Origin of the sequence: Lactobacillus sp. M0403, assembly GCF_016101265.1 — a bacterium.
GTDB classification, from domain to species: Bacteria; Bacillota; Bacilli; order Lactobacillales; family Lactobacillaceae; genus Lactobacillus; species Lactobacillus apis.
In genome coordinates, this window is sequence record NZ_JACFQV010000002.1 from 63,385 (window position 1) to 85,590 (window position 22,206).

Genomic DNA, 22,206 nt, shown 5'->3' on the forward strand with positions numbered 1-22,206 from the left:
CCACTCATTCAAACTTAAAAAGTAATTAAAATGGGTGAGTTCCATTATCAACTTAATTTGAGAAGTTAGATTCGTATATCTGACTTGAAATTTGGGTGGAACCACGCTAATAACGTCCCAGTGCAGTGATGCACTGGGGCGTTTTTTTATATTTTCGGAGGTATAGATGAGTTTTTCAGTTATTTTGCCAGATGGATCAAAACGTGATTTTGATCAAGCAATTACAATTAGTGATTTGGCACATGGTATTTCAACATCACTAGGAAAAGCAGCACTTGCTGGTAAAGTAGACGGACAATTACAACCGGTTGATTATCAACTCGATCGTGATGCTAATGTAGCAATTATTACTGATAAAGATGAAGAAGGCTTGAACGTCTTACGTGATACAGTAGCATTTGTTTTTGAAGCAGTTGCTAAAAAAGCATATCCAGAATTACGTTTTGGTGAACATGCTGCAGGCGAAGATGGCTTTTTTGTTGACACCGATAAGGAAAATCAAATTAAAGTCAATGAATTACCTGAACTTGAAAATGCTGTTAAGAAAGCAGTTAAAGCAGGCGAAAAAATTGAAAGTGTTGTTATGCCTAAGGCTGAATTGGAAGAAATCTTTAAAGATGATCCATTTAAGCTTGAGCTATTAAATCAAGAAACTAGCGATGAAGTTAAGGCCTACAAGTTAGGTGACTTTGTTGACTTTGGGTTTGCCGCACTTTTACCAAACACTGGCAAAATTAAACAATTTAAGCTTTTATCTGTTGCTGGTGCATATTGGAAGGGCAAGTCATCCAATCCAATGCTGCAAAGAATCTCAGGTACAGCATTCTTTAAGAAAGCAGACTTGGATGCAGATATTAAACGCCGTGAAGATATTAAAGAACGTGATCACCGGACAATCGGACGTGATCTTGACTTATTCTTCGTTGATCCTAAAGTTGGTGCTGGCTTACCATACTGGATGCCAAAGGGTGCAACTATTCGCCGTGTTGTTGAACGTTACATTATTGATAAAGAAGTTGCCGATGGCTATCAACACGTATATACCCCAGTTTTGATGAATGTCGATGCATATAAGACTTCTGGACACTGGGCACACTATCGTGATGATATGTTCCCACCAATGGATATGGGTGATGGTGAAATGCTTGAATTACGGCCAATGAACTGTCCTTCACATATTCAAATTTACAAGCACCATATTCGATCTTACCGTGAATTACCAATCAGAATCGCTGAATTAGGTATGATGCACCGGTATGAAAAATCAGGTGCCTTATCTGGATTGCAACGTGTTCGTGAAATGACTTTGAATGATGGTCACACTTTCGTTGCACTTGAGCAAGTTCAAGAAGAATTTACCAAGATTCTGAGACTAATCATGGAAGTATATAAGGACTTTGATATTACTGATTACTACTTCAGACTTTCATATCGTGATCCAAAGAACACTGAAAAATACTTTGCAAATGATGAAATGTGGGAAAGAAGTCAATCAATGCTTAAGAAGGCAATGGATGACATGGGACTTGAATATGTTGAAGCCGAAGGTGAAGCAGCCTTTTACGGTCCTAAACTTGATATTCAAACCAAGACTGCTTTAGGTGCGGATGAAACCATGTCAACCATTCAACTTGACTTCATGTTGCCAGAACGCTTCAACTTGTCATACGTTGGTCAAGATGGTGAAGAGCACCGTCCAGTTATGATTCACCGTGGAATTGTTGGAACAATGGAACGTTTCATTGCTTACTTAATTGAAATTTACAAGGGTGCGTTCCCAACTTGGTTAGCACCAGTACAAGTAGAAGTAATTCCAGTTAACCTTGATGCACACTCTGAATATGCGAAAAAGGTACGCGATGAACTTAACAAGCGTGGCTTTAGAGCTGAAGCAGATTTAAGAAATGAAAAATTGGGTTATAAGATTCGCGAGTCTCAAACTCAAAAGATTCCATATACCTTAGTTTTAGGTGATGAAGAAATGTCTTCTAACAGCGTTAACGTTCGTCGTTACGGAACTGAAGAAGAAATTGTAAAGAGTTTTGACGAATTTATTGCAGAAATTGATCAAGATGTTAAGTCATACTCAAGAAAAAAATAGGTAGTTAGAAATTGAAAAAGTATTTATCGATAAATCAAAGATTATAGGGTGACAACATAAACATTTAATTTTTTAATATACTGGAACTTTGCAAGTCGGGTAACAAACGTAGTGTTGACGGGGATGCACTTTTGATTTTTTAAATCAATTGATAAGAAAAGTATGATGTGTTTTTGTTGATCGAACACAAAGGAGCATTTATATGTCAATGATAGAATTCCACGACGTGCAAAAATATTATGGTAAATTTCACGCCTTACACGATATTAATTTAGAAATAGACAAAGGTGAAACGGTCGTTTTAATTGGTCCTTCGGGGTCAGGTAAAAGTACGCTAATTCGGACAGTAAATCGGTTAGAATCGATTCAAGGTGGAAAGCTGATTGTTAATAATCAAGACTTGTCCAATCCTAAAACGGATTCCAATCGTTTACGTCAAGATGTCGGGATGGTTTTCCAACACTTCAATCTTTATGCAAACAAAAATGTACTAGAAAACATTATGTTGGCACCAAGAATAGTTAGTCATATGCCTGAAGAGGAAAACAAAAAGCAGGCGATGGAGCTATTAGACATGGTTGGTCTTGCAGATAAGGCCCAAAACATGCCTGCACAAATTTCTGGTGGACAGAAGCAGCGTGTTGCAATTGCTAGATCCTTGGCAATGAAACCTAAGTTATTGCTGTTTGACGAGCCAACTTCTGCACTTGATCCTGAAATGATTGATGACGTTTTGCAGGTTATAAAAAAGGTAACCTCTGCAAGTGAAATGACATCATTGATTGTTACGCATGAAATGGGTTTTGCTAAAGAAGTAGCTAATCGCGTGATTTTTATGGATCAAGGACATCTTGTTGAAGATGACGAAAGTATAGCCTTCTTTAAGCAACCTAAGACAGTACGTGCACAACAATTTTTGAGTAAAATCATTTCGCACTAAGGAGGTTGGCATGATGAAAAAAATTATCTGGCCAATTGCTCTATTATTCAGTGCATTAATGCTCACTGGTTGCGGGAAAAGCGTAACAGATCAATCCGCTTTAAAAAATGTCCGTTCATCTAACACAATTACATGGGCCGTCGAAGGTGACAAAAAGCTTTTCAGTCTAATTGATATTCGTGATGACCAGGAAAAAGGTTTTGATATCGATATGGCTAAAGCCATTACTAGAGAGATTTTGGGACCGAAGGGCCAAGCAAGATTTACTTTAGCAACATCGCAATCAAGAATCCCACTTTTGAAAAACGGTAATGTTGATGCAGTAATTGCAACTTTGACGATTACGCCTGAGAGAGCAAAAATCATTAGTTTTTCTAAGCCATATTTTAGGGCTGGTAAATCATTGCTAGTTAATAAGGACTCTGATGTTAAAAGTGTGCGTGACCTAAATGGTAAAACTGTGATAGGAATCGTCGGTGACAACTCGGTTGAAGTAATTAAAAAAGTTGCACCTAAAGCTAAAGTTGTTGCAATGCAAGATTACGGTCAAGCTGTTTCTGCCCTTAAATCACATCAAGGTGACGCCCTAACTAGTGATAATGGTATTTTGTATGGACTTGCTGCACAAAGTGCGGGGAGTTTAGAAGTAAGAGGTGGCACTTTTACGAAAGAACCTTATGGTATTGCGGTTAACCAAAATCAGGAACCTTTTCATCGCGCAATTAATCGCGCAGTTGATAAAATCCAACGCAGTGGTGAATATAATCGCTTAATTAAAAAGTGGTTTGGCCAAGTTCCCGGTTTCAACTATAAGGAGATGTTTTACAAATGATTAACATATTAAATCACTTTAGTAACGAACTTTTTGTGGGTTTTGGCTGGACACTTTTAGCTAGTTTTTTAACCTTAGTTTTCAGTTTGATTTTCGGTATATTTATTGCTTTATTAGAAGTAATTCCTCATAAAGTTGCTAACAAAATTGGACGTGGTTATGTAGAAATTTTTCGTAATATTCCTTTGTTGATTATTGTGATGTTTTTCTATCTAATAGTTCCAAAGTATATTATTCAATTAAATGGTTTTACAGCAGGTACAATTGGACTGTTCCTTTACACTTCAGCTTTTATTGCTGAAATAATTCGTTCAGGTATTCAATCAGTATCTGGTGGTCAAATGGAAGGTGCCAGATCGACTGGCATGACTTATAAACAGGCAATGCAGTACATCATCTTGCCGCAAGCAATGAAGATTGTCATTCCACCATTAGGTAATCAGTTCGTTAACCTTATTAAGGATTCCTCAATTTTAGCCTTTGTAGCTGGCTTTGATTTAATGTATCAAGCCAATGCAATTGCATCCGTAACTTTTGACACAATGAATAGTTACTTCATTATTGGAATCCTATATTTAATCATCACGATGCCGTTAAGTTACTACATGCGGTACCTTGAAAAGAAATTAGCGTAGGGAGGCGACTGATATGCAAACATGGATAGACGCATTATCTTGGCTAAACTTTGGCTTCTTGCTTAAAGGTTTGGCCGTTACATTATATATTTCATTAGTATCGATTGTTTTAAGTTTTATTTTGGGTTCGGTATTAGGGATAATACGGTATTCAAAAATCAAATTTATTTCAGCCGCTGTTGGTTTTGTAATTGATCTGGTTCGTAACCTTCCTTTATTGTTAATTATTTTCTTTACTTATTTTGGAATGCCTAAAATTGGCTATCGCCCTAGTGCAATTACTTCGGCAATCATTGCAATGACAATTTTTGAATCAAGCATGCTAGCTGAAATTGTTAGATCTGGTATACAGTCAGTTTCTGAGGGGCAAATGGAAGGGGCAAGATCGACGGGGATGAGTTTTGTCCAAGCATTGTGGTACATCATACTGCCACAAGCATACCGCCATATGATCCCAACGATTATTGGTCAATTTGTCTCTTTAATTAAGGATACCTCTCTTGCCACAATTATCGTTGTTCCAGAATTGATGCAACATGCTCAGGTCATCTATGGTCAAAATGCTAATTACATTGTTCCAATGTTTGCAGCATTAACCTTGCTGTATTTTATTATTTGTTTTACACTTTCAATGGCAGGAAGCTATTTGCATAAGCACATGGCTAGTTAACAATTTTGATTTTTTGATAAAAGGTCTTTCCTCAAGACTAAGAACATTTTTAGACAGATTATATTGACTAATTGAATACTAACGCGTATAATCACATTAGTTGAGAACAAGAAGAAGCTCCCGCTTCTCGCCTATGTTAAGTTGACCTCTGGGCTAATCGATATTTTCTGTTGATTAAAGGCGGGTACGTTTTACCCGCCTTTTTCTTGTCCTCAAATTAACACGGAGGTGAAGAATTATACCAAAGAATTTGATATTAAACGATCAAATACGTGCTCGTGAAGTTCGTTTAATTAATGAAGATGGTGAACAAGTTGGTGTTGTAACAAAGACTGAGGCTTTACGCCAAGCCAGTGCTGCAAGTTTAGATTTAGTTCTAATTTCGCCTAATGCCAAGCCACCAGTTGCCCGCATTATGGATTACGGTAAATACCGCTTTGAACAACAAAAGAAGGTTAAGGAATCTCGTAAGAAATCTAAGACCGTCAGTGTCAAAGAAATCCGTTTGAGTCCAACAATTGAAGGCAATGATTTTAACACTAAATTAAAGCACGCTCAAAAATTCCTCACTAAAGAGGGAGCAAAAGTTCGTGTTTCAATTAGGTTCAGGGGTCGAGCTATTACTCATAAGGAATTAGGTCGCGAAGTATTGGAAAAGATGGCTGAAGCCACTTCGGATATTGCTACTGTAGTAAGTAAACCGAAAATGGAAGGTCGCTCAATGTTCTTAATGCTTGCTCCCAAGAGTGATAAAAAGTAAATTAGTTAATTTGGAGGAATTAGAAAATGCCTAAAATGAAAACCCACCGCGCTTCTGCAAAGCGTTTCAAGAGAACAGGTTCTGGTCAATTAAAACGTCATCACGCTTTTACTGGACACCGTTTCCACGGTAAGACAAAGAAGCAACGTCGTCATTTGAGAAAGGCTGCATTAGTTTCACGCAGCGACTTGAAGCGCATCAAACAGATGCTCTCTCAAATGCGTTAATTAATTGTAAGAGACGATATTTAGGAGGAATTTTAGATGCCAAGAGTTAAGGGTGGAACTGTTACACGTAAACGTCGTAAGAAGGTTATGAAGCTTGCCAAGGGTTACCGTGGCGCAAAGCATATGCAATTTAAGGCTGCAAGTACACAATTATTTGTATCTTACAGATATGCATTCCGTGACCGTAGAAGACGCAAGAGCGACTTTAGAAAATTATGGATTGCCAGAATCAATGCAGCTGCAAGACAGAATGATATTTCATATTCTAAGTTAATGCACGGCTTGAAAGTAGCTGGTGTTGACATTAACCGTAAGATGTTAGCTGATATTGCTTATAACGATTCAAAGACCTTTGCACAATTAGCTGAAACAGCTAAGAAGGCTTTAAATTAATTTAAAAATGGCGCATTGGCGCCATTTTTTTATGTCAAAAATTATCACTTTACTGAATTTTTTTGATATATTAGATGAGTGAAAACTTAAATAAAGGGGAAGTTGAATGTTATTCAGGCCACGTTATACAATTGATACGATTTATCATTTAGATACTGATGTGCTTCAACAGATGAATGTCAAAGCAGTTTTTTCAGATTTAGATAATACATTACTTGCATGGAATGAATTTGAGACTGCCAAAAAAATGGATGAGCTCAATCAACGTTTGGCCAAAGCTGGCATCAAATTGGTTGTAATTTCCAATAATAATGCAGAAAGAATCGGTAAGGTTCTAAACCCATATCAAATTGACTTCGTTGCGAAGTCAAGAAAGCCGCTTCCTTTTGCAATAACTAAAAAAAGAGAACAACTTGGTTTGGCAAAAGATCAGGTAATGATGGTTGGCGACCAGTTGATTACTGATATTCAGGCTGGAAATTTGGCCGGTGTAGAGTCAGTTTTGGTGAAACCATTGGTTGAAACGGATAAATGGAATACTCGCATTAATCGCTTCTTAGAAAAAATAATTTTTTTCTTTTTAGCAATTTCGCATAGAGTTACCTTTAAGGAGACATTAGAAAATGGATGATGAGTTAATTTGTATCGGTTGTGGAGCAAAGCTGCAATCAACTGATCCAGAAGAAGCAGGTTTTTTACCAGCTCAACGTTTGAAGAAAGCTATCGAAAATCAAGACGAAGATAATGATACATATTGCCAACGCTGTTTCCGCTTGCGTCATTATAATGAAATTATGCCTGTTAATGCGGATAACGATGACTTTTTAGCACTGCTAAATTCATTGGCAGAAAAAAAGGCGTTAATTGTTAACGTGGTAGATTTGTTTGATTTTACTAATTCATTATTATCTTCTCTTAAACGTTTTATCGGTGATAATGACTTCATTTTAGTAGGAAATAAATTTGATTTATTCCCGCTAAATTCTCGTCAAAGCAAAATTAAAGATTGGATGCGTCAAGAGGCTAATCGAGTTGGCCTATTTCCAAAGAAAATCTTTTTGGTTAGTGCCAAAAAACAAAAGAACTTAGAAACTTTAATTTCGTATTTAGATAAAGCTTCAAGAATAGAAGATGTATACTTTGTTGGTATGACTAATGTTGGAAAATCAACTTTGTTAAATGCAATTATTGACCAAATGGGTGACATTAAGAATCTGATTACAACTTCTCGTTTCCCTGGAACTACATTAGACAAAATTGAAATCCCGTTGGAAAATGGACACTTTTTAGTTGACACTCCAGGTATTATGACTGAAAATCAGTTGGCAACGCGATTAAATGCTAGTGAATTAGCAGTTATTTCACCACAAAAGCCATTAAAACCTATGACATACCAATTAAAGCCAGGTAATACATTATTCTTGGGAGGACTTGGGAGAATAGACTTTATCAAGGGTGATCCGGCTAGCTTTACAGTATATGCGGCGCGTGGATTATACATTCATCGCACCAAGACTGAGAATGCTGATACTTTTTACGAAAAGCATGTTGGTGAATTGTTGAATCCACCAGAAAAAGAAACAGATCTTCCCGGACTAAAAGGGCAAGAATTCCATACTTCAAGTAAAAGTGACTTGCTATTTGGTGGTATTGGTTTTGTGACAGTGCCGGCAGATTGTTTGGTTAAGATTTATACTCCTGATAAAATTGGTTTAGGTATTAGACGTGCACTAATTTAGAGGCAAAAATGATCGCTATTGCTAAGGATTTAGGAAAAATTCCGTCAGTTGAAATTAAAGAAGAAAAAATAGAGCCTAAGAAGGGTAAACAAATTGGAATTTTAGGTGGAACATTTAATCCAGTACACTCGGCTCATTTAATAGTTGGTGAACAGGTATATAATAAGCTTCACCTCGATGAAGTTTGGTTTATTCCAACTAATATTCCGCCTTTGAAGGATTCTCCAACTGTTTCACCGCAAGATCGTGCTAATATGTTAGGATTAGCAACTCAGGACAATCCTCATTTTCAAGTGAAGTTATTTGAACTCTATCGTGGTGGTGTTTCATATACTGTCGATACATTGCGATACCTACATGAAACTCAGCCGGAAAATCATTATTACTTGATTATGGGCAGTGATCAGGTAAATAATTTCAATGAATGGAAAGAACCGACTAAAATTGCACAAATGGCAACCTTGGTTGGAATAAAACGTGCAGGCTATCCCACTAAAGCAGAATTGCCAATGATCTGGGTCGATGTTCCAAGTCTAGATGTCAGCTCGACCTCAATACGCCAAACTATTGCAATGGGTGGCTCAATCAGGTATCTTGTACCTGACACAGTGAGAAACTATATACAAAAAAAGGAACTATATCATGAGTGATTTATTTTTTAATGAAACGTACTCACCGCTATCTAGCGCTGAAATAGTTGCTAAAGAAAGAAGCAATATGGATCAAAAGCGTTTTACCCACTGTGTAGGAGTGAGTGAGACGGCTCGTAAGCTTGCTAAACTAAATGGTTATGATGAGGATAAAGCCGCACTTGCTGGTTTTATCCACGATTATGCCAAGCAAGTGCCAGTAGAAGAATTTCGACAAGTAATTAAAACCCAGGGATTTGATCAGGATTTGCTTAATTGGGGTCCTGCAATCTGGCACGGAATAGTGGGTACTTATTTTATTGAACGTGATTTAAAAATTACTGATGCGGAAATATTAACCGCTGTTCGACGTCATACAACTGCTGATACAGAAATGACCACCTTAGATAAGATTGTTTATATGGCTGATTATATTGAGCCTGGACGAGATTTTGCGGGTGTTGAACAAGCACGTGATGTCACCTATGCCAACTTAGATGAAGGTGTAGGCTATCAACTTGCACATACACTTGAATATTTAGTTCATAACAGAAGTAAAATTTATCCACGCACTTTAGAAGCATACAATGTGTGGAGTATCAAAAAACAATAAGGAGAAAAATTGACTAGTAAAGAAATCTTAGCTTTTACATTAAAAGCAATCAGTGACCGTCATGGTGAAGATACTGCTGCATATGACATGCAAGGATACAGTATTTTAGCTGATTATTACGTTGTTACCAGTGCAGGTTCTAATAGACAGTTGCACGCAATTGCTAATGCAATTATTGATGAGGCACATAAGGCTGACTTCTATGATTATCGAGTTGAAGGAAGTAGCGAATCAAATTGGCTACTTTTAGATTTAGGTGATGTAGTCGTCAATGTCTTTACTGAAGAAGCCCGGGACTTTTATAATGTTGAAAAACTATGGGCAGACGGTAAAAAATTAGAGTTAGAGGAAGATTAGCTGCTAATGAGTGTTGTTGGGATCATTGCTGAATACAATCCCTTTCATAGTGGACACGAGTTTTTGATGAATCAGGCTCGCTATCTGGCAGGAGACAAAGATCCAATCGTGATTGTTATGTCAGGTAACTATGTTCAAAGGGGCGAAATGGCAATTATGGATAAGTGGTCGCGCGCTAGGGCTGCACTTGAAAGTGGTGCGGATTTAGTATTTGAACTACCATTTTCAACTGCGGTTCAACCAGCAGACCTCTTTTCACTTGGAAGCATCGACCAATTAGTCAAAGTTGGGGTTACTGACTTAGTTTTTGGCGTTGAAGATGCAACCCAAAATTTTGCTTACTTAGGAAGCAAAATTGCAGAAATTCCACAAAGTCATATGGACTTTAATGATTATAGTCAGACATATTCAACACAGTATAATCAGATGGTTGCACGTGAAGTTGGGCATGAAGTTAATGAGCCTAATGCAATTTTGGCGTTGGCCTATGCTGTTGCAAATCACAACCTAGGTACACCTTTAGCACTACATCCAGTTAATCGAATTGGTGCTGGGCATGATGATTTGTTACAAAATAATGGTGTAGTTCAAAGTGCGAGTGCAATTCGCAATATTATTTTGCATAACAAAATAGATTCGGAATTAGAGCAATGGCTGCCCAAAAAAGAAGTTCAAATGCTTGATGCCCAAAGCGAGTATCCAAACTGGAATATATTGTTCCCGTTTTTAAAGTACCGGCTTGAATCTACTAGTGTAGAAGAACTACGTCAAATATATCAAATGAGTGAAGGCCTTGAATATAAAATGAAACAAGAGATTCACTTGGCCCATGACTTTACTGAGTTTTTACGTAGAATCAAATCGAAACGGTATACCTATGCGCGTTTGAGAAGATTATGCTTGTATACTTTACTGAATGTAAGTCAAGACGATATGATTGAAAGCTTTAACCATGAGTCGTTGTTATTACTTGGCTATAGCAAGCTTGGGCGCAATTATTTGAAGCAAATTAGAAAAGATACTTCTGCCAATATTATTTCAAAGGTTGATCAGAACAATGCTAAGCATGGTTCATTGGGCTTACAGGTTCGCGTTGATCGTTTATTTGAACAAATAATGCAGAAGGATCAAAATTTTGGCCGTCGTCCGTTGGAGGTTTAGAATGCTATCAATTAACTTTTCACAAATCAAAAATAGTAATGAAGTTTTGACGAAGATTGATCAGGAAGTTCAAATGAGGCCAGAATTTTTTGACCGGAGCAAAAACTTGGTTGATCAAGTAAAAAAGGTGCAATTAACTGGTTCACTTTTTTACAATGAACCATATGTAACTGGCGATTTTCATGTTAAGGCATCCTTGGTTGTTCCTTCGAGTCGAAGCTTAGAACCTGTTGATTATCAACAGGACTTCCGGTTTACAGAAAACTATACTGATGAAGAAGTGTCGAAAGAAAAAATTGATGAAAGTGAAATTCCAATCGTTAAGGTTGAAGATGATCTAATCGATTTGCAGACTGCAGTCGAAGATAATATTATTCTTAATATTCCAATCACAATTTTGACACCTGAAGAAGAAAAAGAAGATATCTATCCTCAAGGCAATGGCTGGTCTGTTATTTCAAAAAGTGATTATGACCAAGGAAAGAAAAATCAAGTTAATCCCGCATTTGCCAAGCTTAAATCCTTGCTTGAACAGGATGAACATGATAAAAATAATAAGCAAAAATAAAAATAAGTAATGCAAAAACTTTGAGTTATTCTTAACTCAGTTTTTTAATCTTGTTTTAAAACCTCTTTTAAAGTATGCTTATCTTAATTAAAAGGTTTTAACTTGATTTAGCATTTGATAGTTAATATAAAGGATGATAAAAATGGCAAAAATTTTAATTGTTGAAGATGAAAAGAACTTAGCTCGCTTTGTGGAGCTAGAATTAAAACATGAAAAATATGATACTGTTGTTGAGAGCAACGGTCGTAAAGCATTGGATTTGGCTTTGAAAGAAGACTTTGATGCTATTTTACTTGACCTAATGTTGCCTGACTTAAATGGTCTTGAAATTGCTCGTCGTGTTCGTCAAGTTAAGAGTACACCGATAATTATGATGACTGCACGTGATTCTGTAATTGATCGTGTTTCTGGTTTAGATCATGGTGCAGATGATTACATTGTTAAACCTTTTGCCATTGAAGAATTGTTAGCTCGTCTACGTGCCGTTTTACGTCGTGTCAAGATTGAAAAAGATGCGTCAGATGATACAGTTGAAAAGAAGGTAGTTAAGTTTAAGGACTTAACAATTGAAACTGCAAATAGAATTGTTCGTCGCGGGGATGGTAAAGCAGTTGACCTAACCAAACGTGAATACAACCTCTTGATGACTTTAATTAAGAACAAGAACAACGTTGTTAGCCGTGACCAACTACTTTCTAAGATTTGGGGACCAGGTTCAAACATTGAAACTAATGTTGTTGAAGTTTATGTTCGTTACTTGCGTAATAAGATTGACATCCCAGGTCAACAATCATATATCAAGACTGTTCGTGGTACCGGATATATGGTAAGAGATGAAGATGATGAAAAGAAGTAAAGTCAAAGGTAAAAAAGAGACCAAGCACTCATCGTTAATTGTACGCTGGGTCAGTATCGTTGCTTTAACGATCATGGTCTCTTTTATTGTATTCTCAGTTGTTATTTACTCAGTTGTAGGTCAGCAATCATTCGTGCAGCAGAAAAAGACCTCAACTGAAATGGTTGTTAAGCTAAATGAAAGCTTAAATAGAATTCCACATGAATTACAGATTTCTAATGTAGTTCCTGCTCTAACGCCATCAACCAGAAATGTTTTAGAAGGCAATCCGCCTATTACTAATGATGACCATCCTGGAAGTGCATTTAATGATGACCTCCTTTCATCACTAACGAATCCTGATTTGAGTGTTGTTGTTTATAACTTGGAAAAAGAAGACGTTTTTGATAATGGTGGACCAATCCCTAAGTTTAAGCATATTAAGGGTGATTATTCGATGGAGAGCGTCTATGTTAAGGGCCATCGGCGCCAAATTATTACCTATCAAAAAGTTAGAGCAGCCCATAGTGGCAAACTCACAGGCTATATTGTTGTTGCCAACAAGATGTCTTACTACAATGAATTGATGCACGATCTACTTAAATGGATGGTACGAATTTCCGCTATTGCAATTGTGGTCTTTATTTTGATTTCGTACATGATTGTGCGCGGTGTTGTTCGGCCAATCAAAGAAATGTCTAAAGTTGCCCGTGAAGTTAATGCAGATCCAAACAGTACTGCTCGAATAAGAAGATTTCACCGAAATGATGAGCTGCAAGAGCTTGCAGTTTCTCTGAATCAAATGCTTGATCGAATGCAGCGCTACATTGACCAGCAAAAAGAATTTGTTGGCGACGTTTCACATGAGTTGCGCACACCAGTTGCGGTAATCGAAGGACATTTGAACTTGTTAGAACGATGGGGCAAAGATGATCCAGAAATTCTGGAGGAATCGATCAATGCTTCATTACAAGAAGCCAACAGAATGCAGCATCTAATTCAAGAAATGCTTGACTTAACCCGTGCGGAACAAATCAATGTGCAGTATCCAAATGCTGTAACAAACGTTGCGGATGTTTTGAAGCGTGTCGCTGGAGATATGGCAATGGTCCATCAGGACTTTTCAATCGGTTTGGAAATGGATGATTTACCTCAGGATACTGAAATTCAAATCTACCAGGGGCACTTGGAGCAGCTACTTGTAATTTTGGTTGATAACGGAATAAAGTATTCAACTACGCGAAAAGAAATTAACATTTCTGCTGGGTTGGCTCAAACTGACGTACACATCATCGTACAAGATTTTGGTGAAGGAATATCTAAAGAAGATCAAAGCAAGATTTTTAACCGTTTCTACCGTGTTGATAAAGCGAGAACACGTGAAAAGGGTGGTAATGGTTTAGGTCTGTCGATTGCACAAAAACTGGTTAACAGCTATCATGGTAAAATTAGTGTTGAATCAGTCGAAGGTCAGGGTAGTCAGTTCATTATTGAGTTCCCAGCCCTCACAAAGAAGCAGGCACAAACTTTGCGTGAACGTGCTCAAAGTCAAAAAGAAGCAGAGTAATAGAGGAATATATGAAACAGCAAAAGGAAAACTTTTGCTGTTTTTGTTTTAGCTTAATTTAGGTAAGTAAAAAGGCTAATTCTATGTACTGGAATTAGCCTTTTAGGAGTTCTATATTATTCAGTAAAAATCTTGAGTGATCATTATTTATGATGCTTTTGTTGTTTACCTTTATTACGGTTGCGCAAGTTTTCGTGCAATTCCTTTTCTTTTTCAGAGACAGCTGAACCTGAAGTTTTTTGATTTAGTAATTCATCAATTTTCTCTTTCGTTACAATCGCCTTAATTGGTTCGTTCTTAAGGTGTTCATCAACGTCCCTCTTAACTTTTGGCATGATGATAAAAGTAACGATCAACTGTTGAATGACCGAGAAGAAGTTTCCGGCAGCCCAGTATAAAGCTACTGAACCAGAAACGGATAGAGAAATAAACAAAGTCATGATTGGGTTCATCAACATCATTGATTGCATTTGTTTCTTTTGCTCTTTAGGGACACCGATAATTGACAGGTACCCTTGGATGAAAGCAAACAGTGTTGCAATGATGGTAACCGAAATGGATCGTTCACTAAGTGAGATACCAAAGAAAAACGAGTTTGCCAGTGGTTTGGAATACATTACGGCTTGATAAATTCCAATCATGATTGGAAACTGAATAATCAAAGGCAAGCAGCCCATACCACCTGTTAAGGAAATGTTGTTTTGCGAATAAAGTTCTCTTTGCCAGCCTGCCAAAGTCATTTGTTGGTCTTGAGTTAAATCTTTACGCTTCATTGCGTCCTGGATTAACAGCATTTGAGGCTGAACTCGCGTCATTTTTTCCTGTTGTGTAGTTGATTTCTTTTGTTGGCTTAGCATTAAAGGTAGAAGAACTATTCTAACAACTAACGTCATTAAAATGATTGCCCAACCTGCGCCATTTGCTCCACCAATCATGTGCGAAAACGACAACATGATATTTTGAAGTGGCTTCCCAATAAAGCGATAAATATTGCCATAGAAAAAGCCTGTAGGGGGCTTAGTAGCAGCATTACCATTTTGGGCACATGCTGTAACAGTTAGCATGACCACAAAACAAAGAGCAATTAATCCAATATATTTACGAAATTTTTTCATTAAATTCACCAAGTTAGTTTTTTAAAAAGTCAATACTTAATATAATACATGAAAACCATGGAGTTTGGCTACATCTGTCAGTTTTTCTTTTTTTATTGTAGAAATACGTGCAGAAGGTGAAACATTACGAGGCAGTTCCTTGATAAATTGATTGACGCAATCAAGGTTAGTCTGTAAAGTAATGGTGACTGTGCTGTCGCTATTATTACATACGTTACCAGCAATATTCATCTGCTTGGCAAGGTTCATAACACTCCAGCGAAAGCCAACACCTTGGACAATACCAGAGGCAGTTAACTGCCACGTTTCAACTGGTGAGTCAGTCGTTTTTTCACTATTGTGGTTGTGATGGTTAAATAAGCCCATAATGATTTTCCTTTCTAAAAGCATATCATCTTGATTTTACCATTTTCTTCATCGAATATTACAATTGTCAGGTACTAAATCTAAATAAAAAGAGGACAAATAAATGGAACAAATTACTTCGGTAAATAATCAACTTATTAAAAGTTTAGCTAAACTAAAGCAAAAAAAGTATCGTGAGCAAACCGGTACTTACATGATAGAAGGTTTTCACTTAATAGAAGAAGCACTTAAAGCAAAGCTAAGTTATGTTTATTTACTAGGAACAGAAGATGCTTTGGAACGCGCAGAAGAGGAATTAAATGTAGATTTAAGCGCCAAAAACGTTTTTTTGATAAATACAGCAATTACACGAAATTTAACTAGCACTAAAAATTCACAAAGTATTTTTATGGTTCTTAAGATGACTCAGCCGAAGAACTATTCATTTAACTTTGGTAAGTGGGTATTGCTTGATAATCTTTCTGATCCTGGAAATGTGGGGACAATTATCAGAACTGCCGACGCTGCCGGCTTTGATGGTGTTATTTTGTCACCTGAAAGTGTTGACCTATATAATCCTAAAACGCAGCGTGCAATGCAGGGTAGCCAGTTTCACCTTAATTTAATAGTTAAACCACTATCCGAAGTAATTAATGAATTGAAGTTAAATTCTATCCCTGTCTACGCCAGCTTATTAGACAAAAATGCGAAGCAATTACCAGAATTTGAGCATGTTGCTCAATTGGGCTTGGTAATTGGGAATGAAGCACACGGTGTAAGTGAAGAAGTTGCTAATATTTGTGATGAAAAGCTCTATATTCCGATTAAAGGGCAAGCAGAATCACTTAATGCTGCAGTTGCGGCTGGAATTATGATTTATTATTTTGCCTAGGTCTGGTACTTGTTTCTAGTAAGTGTTTTTTTTATAATAAATTCATGATATTGCTTTGCTGTAGGAGGAAAGTAGGATGGCTTCAAGTAGTAAAACCAAGGAAGGTACTGACTATATTGGCACAGACAACGAGATGTGCCAGCACTATATAAATGCATTTCAAATAATTGGTAAAAAGTGGAATGGCTTAATAATTAGTTCCCTCTGTGCCGGAAATTACATGCGCTTTAAAGACTTAACACGTTGTGTCAGAGCTTGTTCTGATCGTGTTTTGGTCGAACGTTTAAAAGAACTAGAAAAAGAAGGAATTGTTAAACGTTCAGTTGATAGTGATACTAAGATTATTTCTTATGGTTTAACGAGAAAAGGTGCAGATTTAAAGCCAGCTTTAGACAAAATACATGATTGGGCCGACAAGTGGGTCTAATTTTTAATAATTGCTTGCATGTTTTAACAAAAAGAATTATTCTAATAGTTAATTACATGGAGTAAGACTAGTAGCAGTAATCGTTTATTGCAGAGAGACTTTTTTATTAGCTGAAAGAAAAGTCTAAATAGAGCTGTGAATTTCATCTTACTAGTAGGATTTAATCAATTCCGGTATTCACCGTTATCGAAGACTTGAGTGTAGACTCTCTTTGTGAGTCTAAACCAGGGTGGTACCGCGAAGCTTCGTCCCTTGATATGAGGGATGAAGCTTTTTTGTTTGAAAGGAAAAATTATGGATTTGTTTGAGAAGCTACAAGAACTTCGCGACCAAGGATTATCAGAAATTGATAAAGCAAAAACCGAAGAAAAGCTAAACGATGTACGCGTTAAGTTAGTAGGTCGTAAAAGTGAATTAACCGAAATTTTGCATTCAATGAAAGACGTTGAACCTGAAAAAAGACGTGAGATTGGTCAAAAGGTCAACAAAGTGCGCGATCTGTTTAATCAAAAATTAGATGATGCCAAAAATGAAATTGTTGAAAAATTGGTTAAGGAACAACTGGAAAAGGAAGCAATTGACGTGACGCTTCCTGGACGTGAGGAGCATCTTGGCACTAAGCACCCAATCAATATTATTTTGGATGACTTAGAAAAATACTTTATTGGCATGGGTTTCAAGGTAGCACAGGGTCCTGAAATTGAAACTGATCACTACTGTTTTGAAATGATGAACTTACCAAAGGATCATCCAGCACGTGACATGCAGGAAACCTTTTATATTGATTCAGAGGATTTGCTTCGCTCGCAAACTTCAGGTGATCAAGCCCGTGAATTAGAGAAGCACGACTTTTCAAAAGGTCCACTAAAGATGGTCGGGCCTGGTAAGGTATATCGTCGTGATGATGATGATGCAACGCACTCACACCAATTTATGCAAATGGAAGGCTTAGTAGTCGATAAAAATATTACAATGGGCGACTTAAAAGGCACATTGGAGTTAATGGCTAAGCATGTTTTTGGTCAAGACCGCGAGACACGCCTTCGTCCTAGTTACTTCCCATTTACTGAACCATCAGTTGAAATGGATGTTTCTTGTTTCAACTGCAATGGTAAAGGCTGCTCAATTTGTAAATATACTGGCTGGATTGAAGTTTTAGGTGCCGGAATGGTTCACCCTAATGTTTTGGAAAATGCTGGGGTTGATTCTAATGTCTATGGTGGTTTCGCCTTCGGTGTAGGATTAGACCGCTTTGCTATTCTTAAATATGGCATTGATGATATCCGTGACTTCTATACTAATGATGTTCGTTTCTTAGAACAATTCAGCAAGGAGGAAAGATAATGTTAGTTTCATATCAATGGTTACAAGATTTTCTTAAATTAGACCAAGAGCCACATCAATTAGGCGAAAAAATCACCCGTACTGGGGTTGAAATTGCTGAAGTAAAGCATCCTGAAGAAGGACTTAAGAAAATCGTTATCGGTCACATTATCGACTGTGAGCCAATTGAAGGCACACACTTGAACCTAACTCATGTTGATGTTGGTGACGAAGAACCCCATCAAATCGTCTGTGGTGCTCCAAATGTTGCTGCAGGTGAGGACGTTGTAGTTGCATTGCCAGGTGCGCGTATTGCGGATAACGTTAAAATTAAAAAGGGTAAATTGCGTGGATACGAATCCAATGGCATGATTTGTGGCTTGCAAGAGATTGGTTTTGCCGACAATCTCGTTCCAGAAAAATACGTTGATGGTATTTTTGTCTTCCCTCAAGATGCTGATGTAAAACCTGGTCAGGATGCTTACGAACCTTTAGGAATGGATGACTATATTTTTGATTTTGATATCACACCTAACAGGGCAGATACATTATCAATGGAAGGTGCTGCTTATGAAGTAGGTGCAATCGTTAATGAACCAGTTAAAATTGAAAATGTCACTTTAAAGGCAGACGGTGAATCTTGGACTGACAATTTCACTACCGAAGTTGACCCTAAGCTCGCACCAAAATTTAATTTACGTAAAATCAGTGGTGTAAAGGTGGCCGATAGCCCTCTTTGGATGCAAAAGAGACTTTGGAATGCTGGTATTAGACCGATTAATAATGTCGTTGATGTGACAAACTACATCATGCTTTTAACTGGTCAACCAATGCACACTTATGACGCTCGTGCATTTGAAACTAACAAGTTAGTAGTAAGAAAAGCAAATCAAGGTGAAAAGTTAACTCTTCTAAATGACAAAGAGATTGACCTTGATGAAAATGATATCGTTATTACTAATGGTGAACGTGTTGTCATGATGGCTGGTGTTATGGGTGGCCTTAATTCAGAAATTAAGGATGACACAACCGATGTTATTTTGGAATCAGCAATTTTTGATCCAACTCTAATTCGCAAAGCAGCTTTACGTCATGCTAATAGAACTGAAGCTTCAAGTCGTTATGAAAAAGGTGTTAACTGGGATGCTACTGAGCGTGCGCTCGACATGGCAGCTTTACTTCTTCGTAACAATGCTTCTGGTACAATTGACGAAGGTGTGATTACTGCGACTGATGAAAAACGTCAACCTGATGTTATTCACACTACTGTTTCTTATTTAAATAAAGTGCTGGGAACAGAAATTTCGAATGATGAAGTAGGTCATATCTTCGATCGACTTAACTTTGAATACGAACTTGATGGTGATAATCTAACAGTCAATGTACCTGCAAGAAGATGGGACGTTTCTATTCCAGCAGACTTGGTTGAAGAAGTAGGTCGACTTTATGGTTATGACAAGATTAAATCAACTCAACCAGTTTTAGCGGAAACACATGGGGGTTATTCTGAAACAGAGGAAACAATTAGGAGAATTAAAGCAGTTGTTCAAGGTCAAGGACTAATTGAGGCAATTTCATATTCACTGACTTCTCCTGAAAAGGCTGTTTCATACACTCACAATCCCCAAAAATTAGTTCAAGTACAAATGCCATTAAATTCAAGTCGTTCAACTTTACGTCAAAACTTAATGACTGGATTAGTTGATGCGGCAAGTTATAATATGGCACGTAAACAAAATCAGCTTGCACTTTTTGAACAGGGACGAGTATATGATTTTGAAAACGACACATATAATGAGCACGAACATTTAGCTACGCTATATTCTGGGAATGTCTATTTCGATAACTGGCAACATGAAGAAGAACAAATTGATTTCTTCTATGTCAAAGGACAATTAACCAACTTGTTTAAAGCCATTGGTGTTAATTTAAGTAAAGTCGAATACAAAGCAGAAGAAATCGAAGGAATGCATCCAACTAGAACAGCTGGTATTTATATCGATGGTCAATACGTTGGAATGATTGGAATGATTAGTCATGCTATAACCAGAGCAAGCAAGGCATTAAATGGCAGTGAGATTTATGGCTATGAAATCGATCTTGATACTTTAGTTCCAATGATTATTAGTCCTAAGACTGTTTCTAAAAATGCACCTAAGTTCCCTGCAATTGAGCGTGACCTATCAATCTTGGTTGAAGAAAGTGTCTCTAATCAAGCCATTGAAAATGTCATCAACGATAATGGTGGCAAGTTCTTAGTTAATTTACGTGTTATTGATGTATATCAAGGTGCTCATATTGATGAAAATAAGAAGAGTCTGGCTTACCGTCTTACTTTCCTTAATGAACAAGACACCTTGACTGATGAAGTAGTTAACAAAGCGATGGCTGCGATTGATGCAGAACTGAAGGAGCAACTTGGTGCTGAAATTCGGTAAAGGTTGACTTTAGAAGTAGAAATCAATATCATAAACCAGTGCAAATAGAATTTTAACTTTAAGGAGTAGAAAATTTCATGCCTGAGAAATCATATCCAATGACTGCTGAAGGAAAAGAAAAACTTGAAGCAGAACTTAAGAATTTAAAATTAGTAAAACGTCCTGAAGTAATTGAACGAATCAAAGTTGCTCGTTCATACGGTGATTTATCTGAAAACTCAGAATATGATGCCGCTAAGGATGAACAAAGTCACTTAGAAGACCGAATCAATGTCGTTGAAGAAATGTTGAAATATGCACACGTTGTTGATGCGAATTCAAGTGACCCAGATGAAGTTGCTGTCGGAAAGACTGTTACTTATACTGAAGTTGGTGAAGATGATCCAGAAACATATACTATTGTTGGTAGTGATGAATCTGATCCAATGAATGGTAAAATTTCTAACGATTCACCGATTGCTCAAGCCATTCTTGGTAAGAAAAAGGGTCAAACAGTGACCATTACAACACCAGGTGGTAAATTTGACGTTGTTATTAACAAAGTTGAAGAATAATTATAATAAAAAACCAGTTACATAGAAGTAACTGGTTTTTTGTATGGTAAATTACTAGTGACTAGTAAAGTAACGATAATCTTTACTCTTATCAAAAACAACACCGCGGGCATTTTCTCCATTAGAGATTGAAAATACAGCTTTTGGATAGCGCTCATGAACTTTAGCTTCCAAGTAATTTCGCATCATTTCATTGTTTGCAAGAACTGAACCTGTCAGAGCAATGCGCATTGGCTTTGGTTCCTCGTAGCGATCCATACCAATGATAATATCGCGGGCGAGTAACTCAGCCTGTTCTTTAATTACTGCAGTTGCATTTTCATCGCCACTGTCAGCTAATTTTGCAACGCTAACAGCCATTGAAGCAACTTCTGGATTAGTCATTTGGTAGAACTTGGCAGTCCCATCAACGATGTTATCAGTCTTAAATAAGTCATTAAACATTGGAATAAGTTTGTTATCTTCGCGCTTATCCCAGCTTAATAAGGCAGACTTAAGTGCAGTCAAGGCAATTGCATAACCGGAGCCTTCATCTCCCAAAGTGGCACCGTATCCGCCAGTAGTGATGATTCGCCCATTTTGTAAACCGTTAAATACTGAACCGGTTCCTGCAATAACCAAACCGCCGTCTTCGCCTTCAAGACCACTATAAAGTGCTAATAATGAGTCTGTAACTGCACGCGTTGGTAAGTTATTAACTTTAGCAGAAATTTCTGCAGCCACTTCGGAGGCATGTCCAATAACTGATAGGCCTGCCATACCGCACAAAATGCGTTGGCAATCACCATCAATTTCATCAATTAGGTGGTTAATGGCACTAGTGATGTTCTTGATTGCAGTGTCGTAATCTGTATTGACTTGACCCGGGCCAGCTTCACTACGTTTAATTTCGTTACCGGTTAGATCATAAGCAATTGCGGTGGTATGTGTACCACCAGCATCGACACCAATTTGGTATTCAAGTGTCATAGTTTTATCTTCCTTCCATTAATTACTCTTTTCACTATCTATTCTATTACAAAAAGCTTAAATGCAGAAGATGTTTCAGTAAATAAAGAAGTAGATAATTGCTTTTTAAAAAAGTG

At 37.2% G+C, this 22,206-nt stretch carries 25 protein-coding genes and 2 other annotated features; of the genes, 22 read left to right on the top strand and 3 right to left on the bottom strand.

Annotated features, from left to right (window positions below; genetic code table 11):
• Positions 1-166 precede the first annotated feature (166 nt).
• The 17 genes from thrS (at position 167) to H3T48_RS02935 (ending at position 14,027) form a co-directional block, all read left to right on the top strand.
• The gene (gene thrS, locus H3T48_RS02855) at positions 167-2,101 is read left to right on the top strand and encodes a threonine--tRNA ligase (RefSeq protein WP_198188399.1); all 1,935 of its coding nucleotides are present in this window, start codon (positions 167-169) and stop codon (positions 2,099-2,101) included.
• 202 nt (positions 2,102-2,303) lie between these two features.
• Complete coding sequence (locus H3T48_RS02860) at positions 2,304-3,041, top strand: amino acid ABC transporter ATP-binding protein (protein ID WP_046307278.1); 738 nt, start codon at positions 2,304-2,306, stop codon at positions 3,039-3,041.
• Between the two features lie 10 nt (positions 3,042-3,051).
• Positions 3,052-3,873, top strand: a complete 822-nt coding sequence (locus tag H3T48_RS02865) for a transporter substrate-binding domain-containing protein (RefSeq protein WP_232349859.1) — start codon at positions 3,052-3,054, stop codon at positions 3,871-3,873.
• Entirely contained in the window at positions 3,870-4,508 is a 639-nt protein-coding gene (locus H3T48_RS02870) for an amino acid ABC transporter permease (RefSeq protein ID WP_074425057.1), read from the top strand. Before H3T48_RS02865 ends, H3T48_RS02870 begins: the two co-directional genes overlap by 4 nt.
• Positions 4,509-4,521: 13 nt before the next feature.
• Positions 4,522-5,178 (top strand): amino acid ABC transporter permease, encoded by a 657-nt coding sequence (locus H3T48_RS02875; RefSeq protein ID WP_074425058.1) that lies wholly within the window; start codon positions 4,522-4,524, stop codon positions 5,176-5,178.
• A gap of 102 nt (positions 5,179-5,280) precedes the next feature.
• Positions 5,281-5,391, top strand: a sequence feature (ribosomal protein L20 leader region).
• A gap of 37 nt (positions 5,392-5,428) precedes the next feature.
• Positions 5,429-5,938 (top strand): translation initiation factor IF-3, encoded by a 510-nt coding sequence (gene infC / locus H3T48_RS02880; protein ID WP_046307269.1) that lies wholly within the window; start codon positions 5,429-5,431, stop codon positions 5,936-5,938.
• A gap of 26 nt (positions 5,939-5,964) precedes the next feature.
• Positions 5,965-6,165, top strand: coding sequence for a 50S ribosomal protein L35 (rpmI, locus tag H3T48_RS02885; protein WP_046307267.1), 201 nt, complete (start codon positions 5,965-5,967; stop codon positions 6,163-6,165).
• Positions 6,166-6,201: 36 nt separating this feature from the next.
• Positions 6,202-6,558, top strand: coding sequence for a 50S ribosomal protein L20 (gene rplT / locus H3T48_RS02890; protein WP_046307264.1), 357 nt, complete (start codon positions 6,202-6,204; stop codon positions 6,556-6,558).
• Between the two features lie 106 nt (positions 6,559-6,664).
• Positions 6,665-7,189 carry a YqeG family HAD IIIA-type phosphatase gene (locus H3T48_RS02895; RefSeq protein ID WP_046307262.1) on the top strand — a complete coding sequence of 175 codons (525 nt, stop codon included), beginning with the start codon at positions 6,665-6,667 and terminating at the stop codon, positions 7,187-7,189.
• Positions 7,182-8,297, top strand: coding sequence for a ribosome biogenesis GTPase YqeH (gene yqeH / locus H3T48_RS02900; protein ID WP_198188400.1), 1,116 nt, complete (start codon positions 7,182-7,184; stop codon positions 8,295-8,297). The genes H3T48_RS02895 and yqeH overlap by 8 nt, the downstream gene beginning before the upstream one ends.
• Before the next feature lie 8 nt (positions 8,298-8,305).
• Entirely contained in the window at positions 8,306-8,947 is a 642-nt protein-coding gene (locus H3T48_RS02905; protein WP_198188401.1) for a nicotinate-nucleotide adenylyltransferase, read from the top strand.
• Positions 8,940-9,539: a bis(5'-nucleosyl)-tetraphosphatase (symmetrical) YqeK gene (gene yqeK / locus H3T48_RS02910; RefSeq protein ID WP_198188405.1), complete on the top strand. Its 600-nt coding sequence runs from the start codon at positions 8,940-8,942 to the stop codon at positions 9,537-9,539. The genes H3T48_RS02905 and yqeK overlap by 8 nt, the downstream gene beginning before the upstream one ends.
• A gap of 9 nt (positions 9,540-9,548) precedes the next feature.
• The gene (rsfS, locus tag H3T48_RS02915) at positions 9,549-9,896 is read left to right on the top strand and encodes a ribosome silencing factor (RefSeq protein ID WP_074425066.1); all 348 of its coding nucleotides are present in this window, start codon (positions 9,549-9,551) and stop codon (positions 9,894-9,896) included.
• Between the two features lie 6 nt (positions 9,897-9,902).
• The gene (locus H3T48_RS02920) at positions 9,903-11,057 is read left to right on the top strand and encodes a nucleotidyltransferase (protein ID WP_074425068.1); all 1,155 of its coding nucleotides are present in this window, start codon (positions 9,903-9,905) and stop codon (positions 11,055-11,057) included.
• 1 nt (position 11,058) lies between these two features.
• Positions 11,059-11,625, top strand: coding sequence for a DUF177 domain-containing protein (locus tag H3T48_RS02925; protein WP_198188407.1), 567 nt, complete (start codon positions 11,059-11,061; stop codon positions 11,623-11,625).
• A gap of 142 nt (positions 11,626-11,767) precedes the next feature.
• The gene (locus H3T48_RS02930; protein WP_046307250.1) at positions 11,768-12,481 is read left to right on the top strand and encodes a response regulator transcription factor; all 714 of its coding nucleotides are present in this window, start codon (positions 11,768-11,770) and stop codon (positions 12,479-12,481) included.
• Positions 12,459-14,027, top strand: coding sequence for a HAMP domain-containing histidine kinase (locus H3T48_RS02935; RefSeq protein WP_074425071.1), 1,569 nt, complete (start codon positions 12,459-12,461; stop codon positions 14,025-14,027). Before H3T48_RS02930 ends, H3T48_RS02935 begins: the two co-directional genes overlap by 23 nt.
• A 143-nt stretch (positions 14,028-14,170) precedes the next feature.
• On the opposite strand, the gene yidC is transcribed toward H3T48_RS02935, so the two are convergent.
• Together yidC and H3T48_RS02945 are read right to left on the bottom strand one after the other, a co-directional pair.
• The gene (gene yidC / locus H3T48_RS02940; protein ID WP_198188409.1) at positions 14,171-15,142 is read right to left on the bottom strand and encodes a membrane protein insertase YidC; all 972 of its coding nucleotides are present in this window, start codon (positions 15,140-15,142) and stop codon (positions 14,171-14,173) included.
• Between the two features lie 36 nt (positions 15,143-15,178).
• Positions 15,179-15,508 (bottom strand): acylphosphatase, encoded by a 330-nt coding sequence (locus H3T48_RS02945; protein ID WP_046307244.1) that lies wholly within the window; start codon positions 15,506-15,508, stop codon positions 15,179-15,181.
• A 103-nt stretch (positions 15,509-15,611) separates the two neighbouring features.
• Between H3T48_RS02945 and H3T48_RS02950 the strand changes: the two genes are divergently transcribed.
• From H3T48_RS02950 to greA, 5 genes are all read left to right on the top strand, one after another.
• Positions 15,612-16,379 (top strand): RNA methyltransferase, encoded by a 768-nt coding sequence (locus tag H3T48_RS02950; protein ID WP_074425075.1) that lies wholly within the window; start codon positions 15,612-15,614, stop codon positions 16,377-16,379.
• A 76-nt stretch (positions 16,380-16,455) separates the two neighbouring features.
• On the top strand, positions 16,456-16,806 hold the full coding sequence (locus H3T48_RS02955; protein WP_046307240.1) for a helix-turn-helix domain-containing protein: 351 nt from the start codon (positions 16,456-16,458) through the stop codon (positions 16,804-16,806).
• A gap of 48 nt (positions 16,807-16,854) precedes the next feature.
• Positions 16,855-17,062: a binding site (T-box leader), on the top strand.
• A 38-nt stretch (positions 17,063-17,100) separates the two neighbouring features.
• Positions 17,101-18,150, top strand: a complete 1,050-nt coding sequence (gene pheS / locus H3T48_RS02960) for a phenylalanine--tRNA ligase subunit alpha (protein ID WP_046307238.1) — start codon at positions 17,101-17,103, stop codon at positions 18,148-18,150.
• Positions 18,150-20,567: a phenylalanine--tRNA ligase subunit beta gene (gene pheT / locus H3T48_RS02965; RefSeq protein ID WP_198188411.1), complete on the top strand. Its 2,418-nt coding sequence runs from the start codon at positions 18,150-18,152 to the stop codon at positions 20,565-20,567. The genes pheS and pheT overlap by 1 nt, the downstream gene beginning before the upstream one ends.
• Before the next feature lie 77 nt (positions 20,568-20,644).
• Entirely contained in the window at positions 20,645-21,121 is a 477-nt protein-coding gene (gene greA / locus H3T48_RS02970; RefSeq protein ID WP_046307234.1) for a transcription elongation factor GreA, read from the top strand.
• Between the two features lie 54 nt (positions 21,122-21,175).
• Here greA and H3T48_RS02975 read toward each other — a convergent pair whose 3' ends face one another.
• Positions 21,176-22,090: an N-acetylglucosamine kinase gene (locus H3T48_RS02975; RefSeq protein ID WP_046307233.1), complete on the bottom strand. Its 915-nt coding sequence runs from the start codon at positions 22,088-22,090 to the stop codon at positions 21,176-21,178.
• Positions 22,091-22,206: the final 116 nt, after the last annotated feature.